Origin of the sequence: Vibrio navarrensis (genome assembly GCF_000764325.1) — a bacterium.
GTDB classification, from domain to species: Bacteria; Pseudomonadota; Gammaproteobacteria; order Enterobacterales; family Vibrionaceae; genus Vibrio; species Vibrio navarrensis.
In genome coordinates this window covers 818085-835640 of sequence record NZ_JMCG01000001.1, presented here as the reverse complement: position 1 = coordinate 835640, position 17556 = coordinate 818085, and the positions used below count along the sequence as shown (strand labels likewise).

Sequence of the window (17556 nt, the reverse complement as noted above, 5' to 3'; positions counted from 1 at the left end):
GTCTTTAACATCTCTGAGATGCTTTGCAATATCAATCTAGACATAAGTCTTACAAGCCTTTAATTAACTTACACCAACATGCGTTAGAGTAAAAGTTCAAAAGTAAACAAAGCGTTAAATTCGAAGTTTTATTCCGTTTGAAACAAGTGCTTGATTTTTGCCTTTAAAATGTAATTTATTACGTAATTTAATTACATTAAATTGGGCGCGCAGATCGGGTTTCAAACAGGTGTATGAATAAATACGTAGGGAGGAAAGGCCTTTATTTGCTTGCGCTGTGAATCATAAGCTGGGGATATTTTAAACAGAGCATGAGCGCGAATGTGTAAAATTAACATTGTGAAGTTTTACAATTTTATGAAAGCTTCACCAAGGCATTGCTGTAAAATTTTACAAGTCAAACTGCACCAGCAGCATAAAATGCTAAAAGGCACGCTTTTTATAGCGTGCCTTTGATAACAATAATGAAAAATAGAGCTAATACTATTTGCTACAGTAGCTCTGAAACCACATCCGCCAATTGATTGAAAATTTGCGTCCGTGCTGAACCGGGTCGCCAAACCAGACCAATATCACGGTAAGCGAGTTGGCCAGGCGGCTCCACCACGACTAGATTTTGGTTGTCTAGCAGGCCATGATCGATCGCCATTTGAGGAATGAAGGTCGTGCCCAACCCATTTGCCACCATCTGCACTAGTGTATGCAAGCTGGTGGCACTGAATGGATTGATTTTCTCTTTATCCGTGAGTTTGCAAGCGGAGACCGCATGCTCGGTCAGGCAGTGCTCGCGCTCCAAAAGAAATACCGACTCATCCGGCAAATCACAATAACTAATCGGCACTTTGATTTTGTCTGCTTGATGACGGCTGATCACCATCTTAAACGGATCTTGGCCAACCACTCGGTTCTCCATCCCCTCAATATCGACAGGCAGCGCCAAGATCAACACGTCCAACTCACCATGACGTAAGGCCGTTAACAGATTGGTCGTGGTATCTTCACGCAACAGCAGGTTGAGCTGAGGAAAACGTTGGTTCACTTCTTGAACGAGGTCACCAAGCAAGAAAGGGGCGATGGTCGGAATGCAACCCACTTTAAGTTGCCCTTGCATGCCGTCTCCTTGACACAAGTTGCCAAGCTCCACCAAATCCTGCCCTTTGGCTAACAACTCACGCCCATGCAGCACCACCAGCTCGCCAGCCTGAGTAAACACCAGCGGGCTCTTTTTGTCTTTTTTCTCGTACAACGGACAACCAATCAGCTCTTCGAGATTTTGTATCCCCTTACTTAAAGTCGATTGACTGACAAAACACCGCTCAGCCGCATCGCTAAAATGGCGAGTTTCGTACAAGGTGATGAGATAGTGTAACTGCTTAAGACTGGGCCACTTATTCATAGAATTATTATTATTTACCGTCGTTTGTTTGATTGACTCGGAGGAAATCGATCTATCGCTTTTTTCGATGAACCTAATCTATTTATTTCGCTTTTTTCAATACTACAATCTGTACTATAGTTTGTCTCGCAAAAACACGGACCAGACTAAAGAGAGCACTCTTGGTCAGGAACTAACTATATTTTTAGGAGCAAAAAATGGTACTAGTAGGTCGTCAAGCCCCAGATTTTACTGCTGCAGCTGTGCTAGGTAACGGTGAAATCGTTGATAGCTTCAACTTTGCTGAATTCACTAAAGGTAAGAAGGCAGTTGTTTTCTTCTACCCACTAGATTTCACTTTCGTTTGCCCATCAGAGTTGATCGCGTTCGACAACCGTTACGAAGATTTCAAAGCGAAAGGCGTTGAAGTTATCGGTGTATCTATCGACTCTCAGTTCTCTCACAACGCATGGCGTAACACTGCTGTTGAGAACGGCGGTATCGGTCAAGTTAAATACCCACTGGTTGCAGACGTTAAGCACGAAATCTGTAAAGCGTACGACGTAGAGCACCCAGAAGCAGGCGTTGCTTTCCGTGGTTCTTTCCTTATCGACGAAGACGGTCTAGTACGTCACCAAGTAGTTAACGACCTACCTCTAGGCCGTAACATCGACGAAATGCTACGCATGGTTGACGCACTGAACTTCCACCAGAAGCACGGCGAAGTATGTCCTGCTCAGTGGGAAGAAGGTAAAGCAGGTATGGACGCTTCACCAAAAGGCGTTGCAAGCTTCCTAGCGGAACACGCATCTGACCTAGCTAAGAAATAATTGACCTTTTAACGCCCGCGCTCAACGGGTGAATGGTTGGATGATTCTCACAGAGAAATAAAACATTACAGTGCGATAAATCGCCAACGCCAATCAGTTAAAAGTAAAGTCCTATTCAAGCCCGATGCCAGTCATCGGGCTTTTGCTTATCTGTTTACAAGCCAAAAAGGGCAAGCTTCGCGCGCATTTTTACCCCTATTCTCTCCACGTCACACCACGCTCAGCTGTTATCATAAAGCGCATTTTTCCTGTTACCGGCACAAGAGCATCCCATGGTGAATTACCACATTGAAGTATGTATCGACAACATTGAATCCCTCCACCAAGCGATTGCAGGTGGCGCAACGCGGATAGAGCTCTGTTCATCGCTTGCACTAGGTGGCCTTACCCCCAGCTTTGGTTTTATGCGCCAAGCCGCGGCGCACTCGCCGATTCCGGTCTACGCCATGATTCGCCCACGCCAAGGGGACTTTTTCTATACTGAAGAGGAAGTGGAGATCATGATGTGGGATATCGAGATGGCACAACGCGCTGGGCTGCAAGGCGTTGTGCTGGGTCTGCTCAACCCAGACGGCTCAATTGATCGCAAACGCACTCAGCGTTTGTGCCAGCATGCCACGGCTTTAGACCTCGGCGTCACCTTTCATCGTGCGTTTGACCAATGCAGCGAGCCCAAACAAGCGCTGGAAGAAATTATCACGCTTGGCTGCGAGCGCATTCTCACCTCTGGCCTTGCGCCTTCAGCACCGCAAGGCGCAGCGCTACTGGCTTCGTTGGTTGAGCAAGCCGCAGGGCGTATTGCCATCATGGCGGGTGCTGGGGTGAACGCCAGTAATGTCAAAGAGTTAGTAGCAAAAAGCCACGTCACGGAAGTGCATCTCTCTGGTAAAGGCGTACGCGCGAGCAAAATGCACTTCATCGCTGAGCAAAGCAAAATGGGCGCAGCCGATGTTGATGATTTTATGATCCCACTGACCGACATTGAGGCAATTGCTAAGACAGTTTCAGCTCTCAAATAACTGAATCCGCTCTTTTTTTGCCAAGGCTCAATGTTAAGATGACCACTTGCCACTATCCAAGGAGGGACTTTCGATGGGCAAATTGAAGCGCAAGCTCTACGAGTGTGAACTAGAGCAGCTACAGATTGAACTGGTTAAGCTGCAAGAGTGGGTCAAATACAAAGGCTTGAAGGTGGTGGTGATCTTCGAAGGCCGCGACGCAGCGGGCAAAGGTGGTGTGATCAAACGCATTACCGAAAAACTCAACCCCCGCGTCTGTCGAGTTGCGGCTTTGCCTGCCCCAACGGAAAAAGAGAAAACTCAGTGGTATTTTCAGCGTTACGTCGCACATCTCCCGTCCGCAGGCGAAATCGTACTGTTTGATCGCAGTTGGTACAACCGTGCCGGGGTGGAAAAAGTGATGGGCTTCTGCTCACAAGATGAATATGAAGAATTTCTACGCGCCTGCCCTGAGTTTGAACGCATGCTGCAACGGTCCGGGATCATTTTGCTCAAATATTGGTTCTCGGTTTCCGATGAAGAGCAAGAGAAGCGTTTTCTGGAGCGGATAAATACCCCTATCAAACGCTGGAAATTTAGCCCAATGGATCTGGAATCGCGCAATCGTTGGGCCGAATACTCCCAAGCCAAAGACAAGATGTTTGCCTATACCGACACCAAACACAGCCCTTGGTGGGTGGTGCCGTCGGACGATAAACGCAAAGCGAGACTCAACTGCATTCACCATCTGCTTAGCCAAGTGGATTATCAGGAGCTGCAACATCTACCGATTGAGCTGCCAGAAATCAATAAAGAAGGCTACGTCCGTTCCCCTGTTGAAGAGCAGACCTTGGTGCCGCAGAAATATTAAACTGGCTATTTCAGGGCGTCGTTGATGCCCTGATCGCCCAAATGGCGTACATCTTTGCCTTTCACAAAGTAAATGATGTATTCGCAGATGTTCTGACAACGATCCCCCACTCGCTCTATCGCGCGCGCCGACCACATCACTTGCAATATATTGGGGATGTTTTTCGGATTCTCCATCATGTAGGTCATCAACTGGCGGATCACCGCTTCGTATTCCGCATCCAGTTTATCGTCCATTTTATGGACTTTTGCCGCCGCATCGACATCCATGCGCGCAAAGGCATCAAGCACTTGATGCAACATGCCAATCGCCTGACGAGCGAGCGGCTCCAACGACACATGAAACTGACTCTCTTTAGATGACGGGCTCTCAATTGCCACGTAGGCCATTTTGGTCGCCACATCACCGATGCGCTCTAAATCGGTAATCGTCTTGATGATCGCCATGATCAAGCGCAGATCTTTTGCTGTCGGTTGCCGCTTGGCAATAATGCGCGTACAAGCGTCGTCTATCGATACTTCCATCGCATTGACTTTATGGTCGTCGCGCACCACCCGCTTCGCCAGTTCCACATCGTCGTTATGTAATGCCTGCATCGCAAACGAAAGCTGTTGTTCTACCAGCCCTCCCATAGTCAACACATGAGTACGAATCGATTCTAACTCGACATTAAACTGACCAGAGATATGACGACCAAAATGCATAGTGTTCCTTTTTCGATTGTGGTGGTGATCCGCGCATTGTTACGATTAACCGTAACGGCCGGTAATGTAATCCTCGGTTTGCTTTTTCACCGGAGAGGTAAAAATAGTATCGGCATCCGAATATTCAATCAGTTTTCCCATATGAATGAAAGCGGTGTAATCGCTCACTCGCGCCGCTTGCTGCATGTTATGGGTGACAATCACCACAGTATATTGAGTCTTAAGCTCATTGATAAGCTCCTCAATGGTTAAAGTAGAGATCGGATCCAAAGCGGAGGTGGGTTCATCTAACAATAGCACTTCTGGCTCAATGGCGATGGCACGCGCAATCACCAATCGTTGCTGCTGCCCCCCCGATAAACCGAATGCGTTTTCGTGCAGACGATCTTTCACTTCATCCCACAACGCCGCCGAGCGCAAAGCTCGCTCTGCAGCATCGTCTAGCGCTCGGCTATTTTTTATCCCTTGTAAACGCAAACCATACACGACGTTTTCATAAATCGACTTCGGAAATGGGTTCGGCCTTTGAAACACCATGCCCACTCGGCGACGTAGCGTGGCCACATCAACGCCCATATCGTAAACATTCTTGCCGTGCAGTTTGACTTGCCCGGTCACACGGCACCCTTCGACCAAATCATTCATGCGGTTAATACAGCGCAACAGGGTCGATTTTCCACAACCCGACGGACCGATAAAAGCCGTCACCCGTCCTTTGGGAATGCGCATCGATATGCCATGCAGCGCCTGAGTTTGCCCATAATAGAGATTTAAATCCTCGATGCAGATGGCAGTTTGCTCATCGCTCAAGCGGCTTACATCCAATGGAGCTTGATACCCCAAGGTCTCGTTAATTGAAAACATCTCAGTCTTGCCCCAAAGTACGGTATTTTTCTCGTAAGTTATTGCGAATGCTAATGGCGGTTAAATTGAGCCCGACGATCACCGTTACCAGCAGAAAAGAGGTAGCGTATACCAACGGCCGCGCCGCTTCGATATTGGACGTTTGAAAGCCGACATCGTAGATGTGAAAACCCAGATGCATGAACTTGCGATCGAGATGGACATAGGGAAACTGGCCATCCACAGGTAAACTCGACGCCAGCTTCACCACGCCCACCAGCATCAAGGGCGCCACTTCCCCTGCCGCTCTGGCAATAGCCAGAATCAAACCCGTGATGATCGCGGGAGTCGCCATAGGCATCACCACTCGCCACAAGGTTTCATATTGCGTTGCCCCCAGCGCCAAAGAGCCGTGTCGCACCGAGTTAGGAATGCGCGTCAACCCCTCTTCCGTGGTCACAATCACTACGGGCAGAGTCAGTACGGCTAAAGTGAGCGCCGACCAAAGTAACCCTGGTGTACCAAACGTTGGCGCTGGCAAACGTTCAGCGTAGAACAGTTCGTCGATAGAGCCGCCAATGGTGTAGACAAAAAAGCCCAGCCCAAACACCCCATAAACAATCGACGGCACACCCGCTAAGTTAATCACTGCGATACGAATAATGCGAGTAAAGGCATTGTTTTTCGCGTACTCATGCAGATAAATGGCGGCAATCACACCAAGCGGCATCACGATGATTGACATGATCAAAACCAGAAAAACCGTACCAAAAATCGCAGGAAAAACTCCGCCTTCAGAATTAGACTCACGGGGATCATCAGACAAGAACTTCCAAAGTTGCTGCGCCCAATGCCCCATTTTCTGCGCAAAATTCATTTGGTTTGGCAACCAATAGTCAAGAATATCACTCAGCGCGATCGGCACTTGTTCGCCTGTCATATCCTCCACGAGCAAAGAATAGCCGGTTAACTGCAAACGCAGGCTGTCCAACTGCTGATCATAATTGGAGAGCTGCAACTCAAACTGCGCTTTCTGGGTGAGATAGTTCGCCAAGTAATCTGGCGTTACCGTTTTGTTCAATTCGCGTTTACGCTTTTCAAGGCGCAATTGCTCTAAGCGCCAACTGAGTGGTTTAATGTTGTGCTCAACAATCAGAGTGATCTCTTCACGCAGTCGCTGCGCATAGGCGATCTTCTCATCCAGTAGCGGCAACACTTTCTGAGTGGTTTGCACCTCTTCGTCAACAAACGCGAGGATACGGCCAAAAAAATACCCGCCGCGGCGACGTTCTATCACCGCGATATCACTCGGAGTCTGCGCCTCACTCAGTTGTACTTGCAGTAGCGAGAGAAACTCCGACGGGTAGCGCTCACGATTGGCCACTTTAATGTTTAAACGCGTGAGCTGATCCTCTCCTGCCGCCAAGGTTTGCCATGGCTCAGGTAGTTGGGCGGTAGGTACCTGCTCTTTTTGATACAACTGCCCTACAATCCGCTCACCGACTTTGAGCGGCAAGGTTTGATGAGCGACGGGCGCCTCGAGCAATGTCCATTGATACACTGGAGCGGGCCAGAAGTAGTTAAGCCCTTTCCAGCCAATCAAAGTGAGCAGCCCAAGTACAGCCAACAAACTGATACTGACCGCGCCACCCGTTAGCCAGATCCACGGTGCGCCAGAGCGAAACCAATTCAGCACCCACATTCTCCTTTCGTCGTTCGGTGGTTAAAGTGCACGGTATTTTTCTCTTAATCGTTGACGCACCCATTCCGCCACAGAGTTGACTGCGAAGGTAAAGACAAACAGCAGGAGCGCGGATAAAAACAGCAGACGGAAATGAGAACTGCCCACTTCAGACTCAGGAAGTTCCACCGCAATAGTGGCAGAGAGGGTTCGCATCCCTTCGAGAATGTTCCAGTCCATCATAGGCGTGTTGCCTGTCGCCATCAGGACGATCATGGTTTCTCCCACCGCGCGGCCAAGCCCCATCATAATGGCAGAAAAAATCCCTGGGCTGGCAGTGAGCAACACCACACGCGTTAAGGTTTGCCAAGGTGTTGCACCAAGTGCCAATGAGCCATCCGACAGATGCTTTGGCACCGAGAAAATCGCATCTTCAGCGATAGTAAAAATGGTCGGGATCACCGCAAAGCCCATCGCCAACCCCACCACCAGCGCGTTACGCTGATCAAAGCCAATGCCGTGTTCTGACAGGTAGAGACGAATATCACCGCCAAACCAGATGTGTTCGATGCTTGGCGCAATCCAAAGGCCAATCGGCAGCATCACCAGCAGTGTAGGCATCAAGATCAGCGCATGCCAACCGTTGGGGATACGGTGTCGCCAGTTAGCTGGTAATAGACGCCACAGCGCCCCAATCACGATGGTGCTCAGCGGCAAAAAGATCATCAGCGAAATCACCGAAATCAGATGATTTTCAACGATAGGGGCGAACCAAAGCCCAGCGAGAAAACCAATAATCACGGTTGGCATCGCTTCCATCAATTCGATCGACGGCTTCACCACCCGGCGCATTCTCGGCGCCATAAAATAAGCGGTATATATGGCACCGAGCACCGCGATCGGCACCGAAAACAGCATGGCAAACATCGCCGCTTTGATTGTGCCAAAAGCGATAGGAATAAGACTGAATTTGGCTTCAAAGTCATCACTGGCTGAAGTCGATTGCCAGACAAACTGCGGCTCCGGGTAGCCTTCATACCACACTCGTTGCCACAGCGAAGAGAGTGACACTTCCGGATACGGATTCTCTACTTTGGTGACATTTAACTGGCCGGGAAAATAAGAGAGCAAGTAATGCTCATTGTTGGACATGGCCGAAAGCTGCGGCGCTTGAGAGAAAGCGCGAGAAAACAGCACCAACTTTTCACTGGTAGTGTAGTGACTTTGCAAAGTGCCATTGGTGTAAAAACTGTAAAAGCCCTTACGATGCGTATCGGGCAGCAGATACTGCACCTGTGAGGCCAATTTGAAGTCACGAATGTGCGTTAAGCGGCGCTGATTGTCGCGACGCGTATCAAACCACTGCGACACACGACCATCATTGTGCGTGACCAATAAGGAGTATGCGCCCGCCAAAAGATCGATATTTCTGACCGAATGCTTTTTGTCCCCCAAGGTTAAATCCACTACCTCTCGCACGCGAAAAGCCTCTTGCCGCTTGCGGGCAATAATCAGCTCTGAGCCACTGCGCAGATACAAGGTCGCGCCATCGGGCGTCAGCAACAGTTGATCAATATCGTGAAACGGGCTTTCAAACTGAAAATCGATTTGACGCTTCGTTAACGCAGATTTCATCAACCAGCGCGCCGACAAAGTGCCATCACGATCAAGCCAAACCAAGGTGGGTGAGTCAGGGTTCACACTGAACGCAAATTGCCGAATAGACTCGCCGTTTTCAGCCAAACGAAAGCTAAATTCTGGCGAGTAAAACTCGATATCTGGCTGTTGAACTTCTTTTGCCAACGAGCTGTTGAATTCGGGCTTGAAGAGCGTCACTTCACCACTTTCATCCAAAAATCCATACCACTCAACCGCCGGAATAGTACGGGCGAACAACAGCGGATTGGCCGTTAACTGGATCTCTTTAAGACGAATGCCCAGATCAAGTTGCCAGAAAGAGAGTAAACCAGATTGACTGACGCTCATCGCGCGCTGACCGTAGTCATCCACCGCCAAAGCCACTGGCTGATTGAGCGTCACTGGCATTGTTTGATAATTACGCTCTAATTTAGCGTCGGAAAAGAGCGGAAACACCACCATCGCTAGGTAGACAAAAATCAGTACTAACGCAGCAAGTACGCCCAAACCGCCACAAGTGACAGCAAAACGAGCCAGTCGATCTTTGAGCAATCTCGACCTATCTTTTTCCTGCAATGTGAATCCGGCTCTGGCCATCTGTTCTCTACCTATTTACACGTAAAAGCATAATATTTCGTTAAGATGACAATTATATTACAGTTCACATTAACCGTATGAAAAGAATACAACTATTAGCTAGAACATGATATGAAATAAATCTGTAACAAAAAACACATAATGTTCTTGCTCAATAAGGGTTAAAGAACCACTTATCTATAAATTTTTATTAGTGTCAGGTTAGGTTTATGAGTGCGGAAAAGTTGTATATCGAAAAAGAGCTCAGTTGGCTCTCCTTCAATGAAAGAGTTTTGCAGGAAGCGGCAGATAAAACCGTTCCTTTGATCGAAAGAATTCGCTTTTTGGGGATCTTCTCCAATAATTTGGACGAGTTCTATAAAGTTCGCTTTTCCGACGTCAAACGCCGCATTCTGATTAACCGCGAGCAAGGTGGCAACGACATTTCCAAGCACTTGTTGTCGAAAATGCAGACCAAAGCGCTCAAACTGAATGAACGTTTTGACGAACTCTACAATGAGCTTATTCGTGAAATGGCGCGTCGGCGCATTTTTTTGGTCAACGAGGGGCAACTAGACGAAGCACAGCAAAAGTGGATCACCAAATACTTCCAAAAAGAAGTGCTACCGCACATCACGCCAGTGATGTTGACCGACGAAATCGACGTGCTGCAATTTCTCAAAGACGAATACGCTTACATTGCCGTTGAGCTTAAAACTGACAGTACCTCGAAGTATGCGCTGCTAGAGATCCCAACCGATCACTTGCCACGTTTTGTCATGGTGCCTGAGCAAAAAGGCAAGCGAAAGAAAACCATCATTTTGCTCGATAACATCATCCGTTACTGCCTAAACGACATTTTCCGTGGTTTCTTCGAGTACGATGAACTCAACGGCTACGCCATGAAACTGACGCGCGACGCCGAATATGACTTGCGTCATGAAGTGGAATACAGCCTGTTAGAGCAGATGTCGGAAGGCTTAAGCCAGCGTTTGACTGCGCTGCCAATCCGCTTTGTTTATGAGCGTGAAATGCCAGAAGAGATGCTGAAGTACCTCTGCTTTAAATTAAAGATTTCTCACTATGACAGCTTGATCCCTGGGGGACGCTATCATAACTTCAAAGATTTCATCGGCTTTCCAAACGTTGGCCGTGATTACTTAGAAAACAAACCGCTGCCACCGATGAGCTGCGCCGATTTTGAAGGCCACGCCAACGCCTTTGACGCTATCCGTGCGCAGGACATTTTGCTGCACTACCCCTACCACTCGTTTGAACACATCACAGAGCTGGTTCGCCAGGCGTCGTTTGACCCGAAAGTGGTCAGCATTAAGATCAACATTTATCGCGTGGCGAAAAACTCCCGTTTGATGAACTCTTTGGTGGACGCGGTGCACAACGGTAAGCGTGTAGTGGTGGTGGTCGAGCTGCAAGCTCGCTTTGACGAAGAGGCCAACATTGAGTGGTCACGCGTACTGACCGATGCGGGCGTTCACGTCATTTTTGGTGTTCCGGGCATGAAAATCCACGCCAAGTTACTGCTGATCACCCGACGTGAAGACGATCAATTTGTCCGCTATGCCCATATTGGAACGGGGAACTTTCACGAGCGTACCGCTCGTATCTACACCGACTTCTCTCTGCTCACCGCCGATCAAGAGCTCGCCGCGGAAGTACGTTCGGTGTTTGGTTACATTGAAAATCCGTTCCGTCCGGTGAAATTCAACCATTTGATCGTCTCGCCACGTAACTCAAGAACCCAGATCTATCGCCTACTCGATGGCGAAATTGCCAATGCCAAAGCTGGCAAGAAAGCCGAGATTACACTTAAGGTAAACAACTTAGTCGACAAAGGATTGATCAGCAAACTTTACGGAGCCAACAATGCGGGCGTGAAGATTCGTATGATCGTGCGCGGTATGTGTTCTTTGGTTCCGGGTGTTGAAGGAGTCAGTGAAAATATTGAGATTATCAGTATTATTGACCGTTTCCTCGAACACCCTCGTGTTCTGGTGGTGCATAATGACGGCAATCCACTGGTGTACATCTCCTCCGCGGACTGGATGGAACGCAATATCGATAACCGAATCGAAGTGATGGCACCCGTAAGAGATCCGCGCATCAAGCAGCGAATCATCGACATTCTCAATATTCAATTTATCGATACAGTGAAAGCCCGCCGCATCGATAAAGAGATGAGTAACAGCTACGTAGAACGCGGCAACAGGAAAAAAATCCGTTCTCAAATAGCGATTTACGACTATCTTAAAAATGTAGAGAAACAGACACGTAAGAATAAAGGGCATTTAGAAACGAATGACAACAGCCAGTAACACCAGAGAGATAGCGGCTATTGATCTTGGGTCAAATAGCTTTCACATGGTGGTCGCGAAAGTTGCAGATGAAGATCTGCAACTGGTCAGCCGTCATAAACAACGAGTTCAGCTTGCAGATGGCCTCGACGATGAGATGAACTTAAGCGATGAAGCGATGGAGCGTGGTCTTGAATGCCTCTCCATGTTCGCCGAGCGCTTGCAAGGATTCGATGCCGATAACGTCAGGATTGCCGCCACGCACACCCTGCGCCAAGCGAAAAACGCGCACGTGTTTCTGCAACGTGCGCGCCAAGTACTGCCCTTCCCGATTGAAATCATTCCTGGGGAAGAAGAGGCGCGCCTTATTTATCTTGGTGTTGCTCACACGCAAATTGAGGCGACATCGAAATTGGTGATTGATATCGGTGGTGGCAGTACCGAGATGATCATCGGCACCGAGTTTGAGCCTGAACTGCTCAACAGCAAACAGATGGGCTGTGTCAGTTTCACCAACCGTTTTTTTAGCAACGGTAAAATTTCCAAGAAGAACTTCTCCAAAGCGATTCTCGCCTCAGAGCAGAAACTGGAATCGATCGCTGCGCAGTATCGAAAACGCGGTTGGGACATTGCGTTTGGCTCTTCAGGCACGATAAAAGCGATACGCGAGGTGTTGATTGGCATTGGTTTTGAAGACGGTATCATTACTGGTCCACGCCTTAACACTCTAATTGAAGTGCTGTGCGAGTTTGACACCATCAACGATATCGAGCTTCCCGGCTTAACCGAAGAGCGAAAAAGCGTGTTCGCCGCTGGCGTCGCCATTCTCAGCGCTATCTTCCAAGATCTCAAAATCAAAGAGATGCACTACTCTGACGGTGCGCTACGTGAAGGCCTGATGTACGAAATGGAATCGCGCCTAGCACGCTCAGACATCCGCATGCGCACCACCGAAAACTTGGCGAAAAAGCATCTGGTTGACTTAGAGCACGCTGCGCGAGTCAAAGGCTTGGCCGTAGAGCTACTTGAGCAGGTACATCAAACGCTCGGCATAAAGCGTAAAAGTGACCTGTTTGCCATGCTCGAATGGGCAGCCTTGCTGCACGAGGTGGGGCTGAGCATCAGTTTACGCGGTTTTCAGCGCCATTCGGCTTATATTCTTCAGCATACCAACATGCCTGGCTTTAACAGCGAACAGCAGCTTTTACTCTCTTCTCTCACCCGTTATCAGCGTAAATCGCTCAAGCTGACGGAACTGGCGGATTTCCATCTCTATGATAAAGAGCAAGTGGTGCATTTGATCCGTATTTTACGTTTGGCGATATTGATCAACGGCCAGCGTAACGACGATCCTTTACCGGAATTCAGTTTGGAAGTGAACGGCAACTGCTGGACGCTGCGTGGTCAACAAGCGGATTGGTTGGACAACAACAAACTGCTGTCCGCCGACTTGCAAAGTGAACAAGAGCGCTGGCAGCAAGTGAACTGGCAACTGGTGATTGAGTGACAAGGCTAGTGGTCAAAACAGCACAAAAGGCCCAAACGGGCCTTTTTTAATTCGTTTTACTACACAGTTCTACAGACCGATTTTACTCAGCTCATTCTGAGCAAACTCGCGCGTAATCGATACATAGCCATCTTTTTCCACCAGCGCTTGCCCCTGAGCAGAATAGATAAAACGGATAAATTCCGCTTCAATCGGGCTAAGTGGCCGATTCGGGTGTTTATTAACATAGACATACAGATAGCGTGACAAAGGATAAGCCCCTGTGACAATATTTTGCCGCGTTGGCTGAATGTAGTCAGTCCCCTCTTTGGCTATCGGCACTAAACGCACGCCCGCCACTCGATAGCCAACACCTGAATAGCCTATCCCGCTGATGGTGGATGCCACCGATTGAACCACAGAAGCGGAGCCCGGTTGCTCATTGACGCGATTTTTAAAATCCCCCCCGCAAAGGGCGTTTTTCTTGAAATAGCCATATGTACCGGAGACTGAGTTGCGCCCAAACAGCTGGATGTTGCGCTTGGCCCATTCAGCATCAATCCCCAGCTCAGCCCAGTTGCCAGAAAAATCTCTCGCCCCGCAGCGCAAAGTGGCCGAAAAAATGGCATCCAGCTGCTGGAAATTGAGCCCTTCAACTGGGTTGTCCTGATGAACAAAAATACCGATCGCGTCAATCGCTACCCGTAACGCCGTGGGTTTGTAGCCGTGAGCACGTTCAAACGCCTCCAGCTCGCGCAAGCGCATCGGACGACTCATCGGGCCAAACTGCGCCGTTTGCTCTGTGAGCGCAGGCGGTGCTGTGGAAGAACCCGACGCTTGAACTTGAGCGTTGATATTCGGGTACAGTGATTTAAACTCCTCCACCCACAATGTCGTCATACCCGCCAGCGTGTCCGAACCAACGGAAAGCAGATTGCCTGACACGCCCGGTACTTTGTGGTAATCCTCTAGTGGTGCATCAAACGCCTGCGCTGGACTAAGCAGCGACAAACTGAGCGTCAAACTCCATAGCACTCTCATTCCACCACCAACTTACTGGGAAGAACGAAAGAAAATTTACTGCCCACACCTACTTGGCTTTGGATCTGCAAATGCGAGTCATGATGGGAGAGCGCGTGCTTGACGATCGCCAGCCCGAGCCCACTGCCACCGGTGTCACGAGAGCGCGCTTTATCGACGCGATAAAACCGTTCGGTCAAGCGATGAATGTGTTGTGGCTCGATACCATCGCCACTATCTTGCACTTCAAGACACGCCCCCTTACTGGTGTTGAACCAACGTACATCGATATGTGCGCCAGCTGGAGTGTACTTGACGGCGTTGTAGACCAGATTAGAAATAGCGCTGCGCAGTTGGTCTTCGTCGGCATACACTTTTAAGCTCTTGTCGACATCAAACTTGATCACGTGCGCTTTATCGCCGCTTAAACTGACTGCTTCTTTTTCCAGCACGTCCAACATAGCAGGCACATGCACCACTTGATCCAGTTCGTGAATCGGCGCAGCCTCGATTTTTGATAAGGTAAGCAGTTGATTCACTAAGCTATTCATGCGATTGAGCTGCTCGGTCATTACGCCATGTGCTTTGCTCCACATCGGGCCAGCCAGCACATCGGGCTCTTCCGTCATCTCTAAGTAGCCTTGCAATACCGTCATTGGCGTGCGCAGTTCGTGTGAAACGTTAGCAAAAAAGTTGCGGCGCATCCCTTCCAACTGTTTCAGTTGACTGATGTCACGCACCACCATCAAATGCTCACCTTCGGTGTATGGCACGATCCGCAGTTCCAGCGTGCGCTCGATGTTCAGCGGCGCGCGCATTTCTAGCGGCTCAGAGAAATCTTTATTACTGAGATAACGAATAAAATCCGGAGTACGGATCAAGTTGGAAATAGGCTGCCCAGCATCTTCTGGCCAATGAAAACCGAGCAGATGTTGCGCCAGTTTGTTGCACCAAACAATGTTGCCTTCGGCGCGAAACACCACTACCGCATCGGGCAGCGATTCGGCCCCATTGCGAAAGCGTCTGATCAAATTGGTCAGCTCTTTGCGCTTACGCCGCTGCCTTTGTTGCAAGCGATACAGGCCATTAAACAGCGACTCCCAATGACCGCTCCCTGATGGCGGCGTGAGGCGTTTTTCATCCCAAAGCCAAGAAGAAAGGCGTACCTGATTATGCAGATGCCAGCCAAGCTGCAACACCGTGGCAGCCAGCAGCAACCACGGCATCGAACCAAAAATCCATCCTACGATCACCCAAGGGGTGTAAAAAAAAGCCAGCTCCCAAGCCAGCTTTTTCCACGTTAATCTTTCAACCACTCAACACTCCGACATGGTATTACGCTTTTGTTGAGAAACGATATCCTGCACCACGGACGGTCTGGATCAGCTTGTCATGTCCAGCGTCTTCAAGCGCTTTGCGTAAGCGACGAATATGCACATCGACGGTGCGATCTTCCACATACACATTGGTGCCCCAGACATTGTTCAACAGTTGTTCGCGGCTGTAAACCCGCTCTTGGTGAGTCATGAAGAAATGCAGCATTTTGAATTCCGTCGGGCCCATGTCGACGGGTTGATCATTGGCGGTAACACGATGAGAAACCGGATCCAACTTCAGGCCTTGTACGTCAATCACATCTTCGAGTGCTGTTGGCGTCACTCGGCGAATCACCGCTTTTAATCTCGCCACTAACTCTTTCGGCGAGAACGGCTTAGTAATGTAGTCGTCTGCACCGACTTCAAGACCGCGCACTTTATCTTCTTCTTCACCACGCGCGGTAAGCATCACCACCGGGATATTGCGCGTCAGCTCTTCGCGCTTCATATGTTTGATAAAGTTGATACCACTGCCACCAGGTAGCATCCAATCCAGTAAAACCAGATCCGGGAAGGGTTCAGCGAGCTTAGTTACCGCAGTGTCGTAATCTTCCGCTTCCACCGCCTGATAACCTTTCTGCTCTAAGACAAAGCACAACATTTCTCGGATTGGCGCTTCATCTTCGACTACCAGAATCCTTCTAGACATAATTGAATAACCTTATGTTAGTTTGAATAATTTTCAGGCCCTAGCCCTTTGCAACTGTCAGCATTATTACCGCCAATTATGACACTTTTGTGACCTTTGCAAACAAATTTTCATATAACTTTCTTTATCAATTCATCATCAATTTTTGAAATTCCCTTAAGACAAGCGCCCTAAAATTGCCTATTATGGCCCCCTTATTTTTAGCCTAGAGACAAGTTATGTGGTTTAAAAACTGTATGGTCTACCGCGTTAATCGCGACATAGATTTCAACGCTGAACAACTGGAAAAACAGTTGGCTGAGTTCCGCTTTACCCCTTGTGGCAGTCAAGACAAACAGAAATTTGGCTGGGTGACCGCGATGGGCAGACATGGCGATATGATGACTCACGTATCAGAGAACCGCATCCTGCTCTGCGCCAAAAAAGAAGAGAAAATGCTGCCTGCGTCAGTGATCAAAGACTCACTCAACGCCAAAGTGGAAGCGATGGAAGCGCAAGAAGGCCGTCCTTTGAAGAAAAAAGAGAAGGACGCCTTAAAGGAAGACATCATTATCGATTTGTTACCCAGAGCGTTTAGCCGCAGCAACCACACCAATGTGCTCATTCTGCCAACGGAAGGGTTTATTTTGGTCGATGCCAGCAGCTACAAGAAAGCCGAAGAAGTACTGGCGCTGCTGCGTAAAACCATGGGCAGCTTACCTGTGGTTCCGGCTATTCCAGAAAAGGCCGTGGAAGTGACACTCACCGAATGGGTCAAAACAGGTCAAACGCCGCAAGGCTTTACTCTGCTGGACGAAGCCGAGCTCAAATCGGTACTGGAAGATGGCGGTATCATTCGCTGTAAAAAGCAAGAACTGACCAGCGATGAGATCCGCAGCCACATCGAAGCAGACAAGATGGTGACCAAACTTGCCCTCGATTGGCAGCAGCGTCTTGAGTTCATTCTCGCAGATGACGGTAGCATTAAGCGCTTTAAGTTTTCTGATGAATTGCGCGATCAAAACGACGATATCCCTCGCGAAGATCAAGCGGCGCGTTTTGATGCCGATTTCTCTTTGCTCTGCGGTGAGCTCTCGGCCTTCTTACCTAACTTGTATGAGGCGCTGGGGGGACTTCCCCATCCCAACGCTTAATCGCTTCTTCGACGCCTTCTTGATGGAGGCGTTTTTCTCTCCTTTACCTAGTCAAAGATCACAA

General features: G+C 49.0%; 13 protein-coding genes and 2 pseudogenes. 6 read left to right on the top strand and 9 right to left on the bottom strand.

Annotated elements, in window-relative coordinates; all coding sequences use genetic code 11:
- Positions 1 to 490 precede the first annotated feature (490 nt).
- Positions 491 to 1396 (bottom strand): hydrogen peroxide-inducible genes activator, encoded by a 906-nt coding sequence (locus EA26_RS03690; RefSeq protein ID WP_039424259.1) that lies wholly within the window; start codon positions 1394 to 1396, stop codon positions 491 to 493.
- A 197-nt stretch (positions 1397 to 1593) separates the two neighbouring features.
- Here EA26_RS03690 and EA26_RS03685 point away from each other — a divergent pair, with 197 nt between their 5' ends.
- The 3 genes from EA26_RS03685 to ppk2 all read left to right on the top strand — a co-directional run bounded on the left by EA26_RS03685 (position 1594) and on the right by ppk2 (position 4074).
- A complete protein-coding gene (locus tag EA26_RS03685; RefSeq protein ID WP_039424257.1) occupies positions 1594 to 2205 on the top strand; it encodes a peroxiredoxin C in 612 nt (203 codons plus the stop codon).
- Between the two features lie 275 nt (positions 2206 to 2480).
- A complete protein-coding gene (locus EA26_RS03680; RefSeq protein ID WP_039428744.1) occupies positions 2481 to 3224 on the top strand; it encodes a copper homeostasis protein CutC in 744 nt (247 codons plus the stop codon).
- A gap of 73 nt (positions 3225 to 3297) precedes the next feature.
- Complete coding sequence (gene ppk2, locus EA26_RS03675) at positions 3298 to 4074, top strand: polyphosphate kinase 2 (RefSeq protein WP_039424254.1); 777 nt, start codon at positions 3298 to 3300, stop codon at positions 4072 to 4074.
- Between the two features lie 5 nt (positions 4075 to 4079).
- On the opposite strand, the gene phoU is transcribed toward ppk2, so the two are convergent.
- The 5 genes and pseudogenes from phoU to EA26_RS03655 form a co-directional block, all read right to left on the bottom strand.
- Positions 4080 to 4778, bottom strand: a complete 699-nt coding sequence (gene phoU, locus EA26_RS03670; protein WP_039424252.1) for a phosphate signaling complex protein PhoU — start codon at positions 4776 to 4778, stop codon at positions 4080 to 4082.
- 45 nt (positions 4779 to 4823) lie between these two features.
- Positions 4824 to 5642, bottom strand: coding sequence for a phosphate ABC transporter ATP-binding protein PstB (gene pstB, locus EA26_RS03665; RefSeq protein ID WP_039424249.1), 819 nt, complete (start codon positions 5640 to 5642; stop codon positions 4824 to 4826).
- Position 5643: 1 nt separating this feature from the next.
- Positions 5644 to 6612 (bottom strand): annotated as a pseudogene (gene pstA / locus EA26_RS03660) (phosphate ABC transporter permease PstA); the annotation flags it as partial.
- Positions 6613 to 6875: 263 nt separating this feature from the next.
- A pseudogene (locus tag EA26_RS22565) lies at positions 6876 to 7323 on the bottom strand (phosphate ABC transporter permease PstA); the annotation flags it as partial.
- A gap of 21 nt (positions 7324 to 7344) precedes the next feature.
- The gene (locus tag EA26_RS03655) at positions 7345 to 9537 is read right to left on the bottom strand and encodes an ABC transporter permease subunit (protein WP_039424247.1); all 2193 of its coding nucleotides are present in this window, start codon (positions 9535 to 9537) and stop codon (positions 7345 to 7347) included.
- 209 nt (positions 9538 to 9746) lie between these two features.
- Here EA26_RS03655 and ppk1 point away from each other — a divergent pair, with 209 nt between their 5' ends.
- A complete protein-coding gene (gene ppk1 / locus EA26_RS03650) occupies positions 9747 to 11849 on the top strand; it encodes a polyphosphate kinase 1 (RefSeq protein WP_039424246.1) in 2103 nt (700 codons plus the stop codon).
- Positions 11833 to 13335 carry an exopolyphosphatase gene (gene ppx / locus EA26_RS03645; protein WP_039424245.1) on the top strand — a complete coding sequence of 501 codons (1503 nt, stop codon included), beginning with the start codon at positions 11833 to 11835 and terminating at the stop codon, positions 13333 to 13335. Before ppk1 ends, ppx begins: the two co-directional genes overlap by 17 nt.
- Before the next feature lie 69 nt (positions 13336 to 13404).
- On the opposite strand, the gene EA26_RS03640 is transcribed toward ppx, so the two are convergent.
- Genes EA26_RS03640 through phoB form a run of 3 tightly spaced genes read right to left on the bottom strand, consistent with a single transcriptional unit; the run spans position 13405 to position 16359 of the window.
- Positions 13405 to 14355 carry a PstS family phosphate ABC transporter substrate-binding protein gene (locus EA26_RS03640; RefSeq protein WP_039424243.1) on the bottom strand — a complete coding sequence of 317 codons (951 nt, stop codon included), beginning with the start codon at positions 14353 to 14355 and terminating at the stop codon, positions 13405 to 13407.
- Positions 14352 to 15650: a phosphate regulon sensor histidine kinase PhoR gene (gene phoR, locus EA26_RS03635; protein ID WP_039424242.1), complete on the bottom strand. Its 1299-nt coding sequence runs from the start codon at positions 15648 to 15650 to the stop codon at positions 14352 to 14354. The genes EA26_RS03640 and phoR overlap by 4 nt, the downstream gene beginning before the upstream one ends.
- A 19-nt stretch (positions 15651 to 15669) precedes the next feature.
- Positions 15670 to 16359: a phosphate regulon transcriptional regulator PhoB gene (gene phoB / locus EA26_RS03630; protein WP_039424239.1), complete on the bottom strand. Its 690-nt coding sequence runs from the start codon at positions 16357 to 16359 to the stop codon at positions 15670 to 15672.
- A gap of 218 nt (positions 16360 to 16577) precedes the next feature.
- On the opposite strand from phoB, the gene rdgC reads away from it, so the two are divergent.
- Positions 16578 to 17492 carry a recombination-associated protein RdgC gene (gene rdgC / locus EA26_RS03625; RefSeq protein ID WP_039424236.1) on the top strand — a complete coding sequence of 305 codons (915 nt, stop codon included), beginning with the start codon at positions 16578 to 16580 and terminating at the stop codon, positions 17490 to 17492.
- Positions 17493 to 17556: the final 64 nt, after the last annotated feature.

Excerpts from the sequence above, each read along its gene's own strand:
- EA26_RS03690 (WP_039424259.1), bottom strand. The coding sequence starts at position 1,396 with ATGAATAAGTGGCCCAGTCTTAAGCAGTTACACTATCTCATCACCTTG.
- EA26_RS03685 (WP_039424257.1), top strand. The coding sequence starts at position 1,594 with ATGGTACTAGTAGGTCGTCAAGCCCCAGATTTTACTGCTGCAGCTGTG.
- ppk2 (WP_039424254.1), top strand. The coding sequence starts at position 3,298 with ATGGGCAAATTGAAGCGCAAGCTCTACGAGTGTGAACTAGAGCAGCTA.
- phoU (WP_039424252.1), bottom strand. The coding sequence starts at position 4,778 with ATGCATTTTGGTCGTCATATCTCTGGTCAGTTTAATGTCGAGTTAGAA.
- pstB (WP_039424249.1), bottom strand. The coding sequence starts at position 5,642 with ATGTTTTCAATTAACGAGACCTTGGGGTATCAAGCTCCATTGGATGTA.
- EA26_RS03655 (WP_039424247.1), bottom strand. The coding sequence starts at position 9,537 with ATGGCCAGAGCCGGATTCACATTGCAGGAAAAAGATAGGTCGAGATTG.
- ppk1 (WP_039424246.1), top strand. The coding sequence starts at position 9,747 with ATGAGTGCGGAAAAGTTGTATATCGAAAAAGAGCTCAGTTGGCTCTCC.
- ppx (WP_039424245.1), top strand. The coding sequence starts at position 11,833 with ATGACAACAGCCAGTAACACCAGAGAGATAGCGGCTATTGATCTTGGG.
- EA26_RS03640 (WP_039424243.1), bottom strand. The coding sequence starts at position 14,355 with ATGAGAGTGCTATGGAGTTTGACGCTCAGTTTGTCGCTGCTTAGTCCA.
- phoB (WP_039424239.1), bottom strand. The coding sequence starts at position 16,359 with ATGTCTAGAAGGATTCTGGTAGTCGAAGATGAAGCGCCAATCCGAGAA.
- rdgC (WP_039424236.1), top strand. The coding sequence starts at position 16,578 with ATGTGGTTTAAAAACTGTATGGTCTACCGCGTTAATCGCGACATAGAT.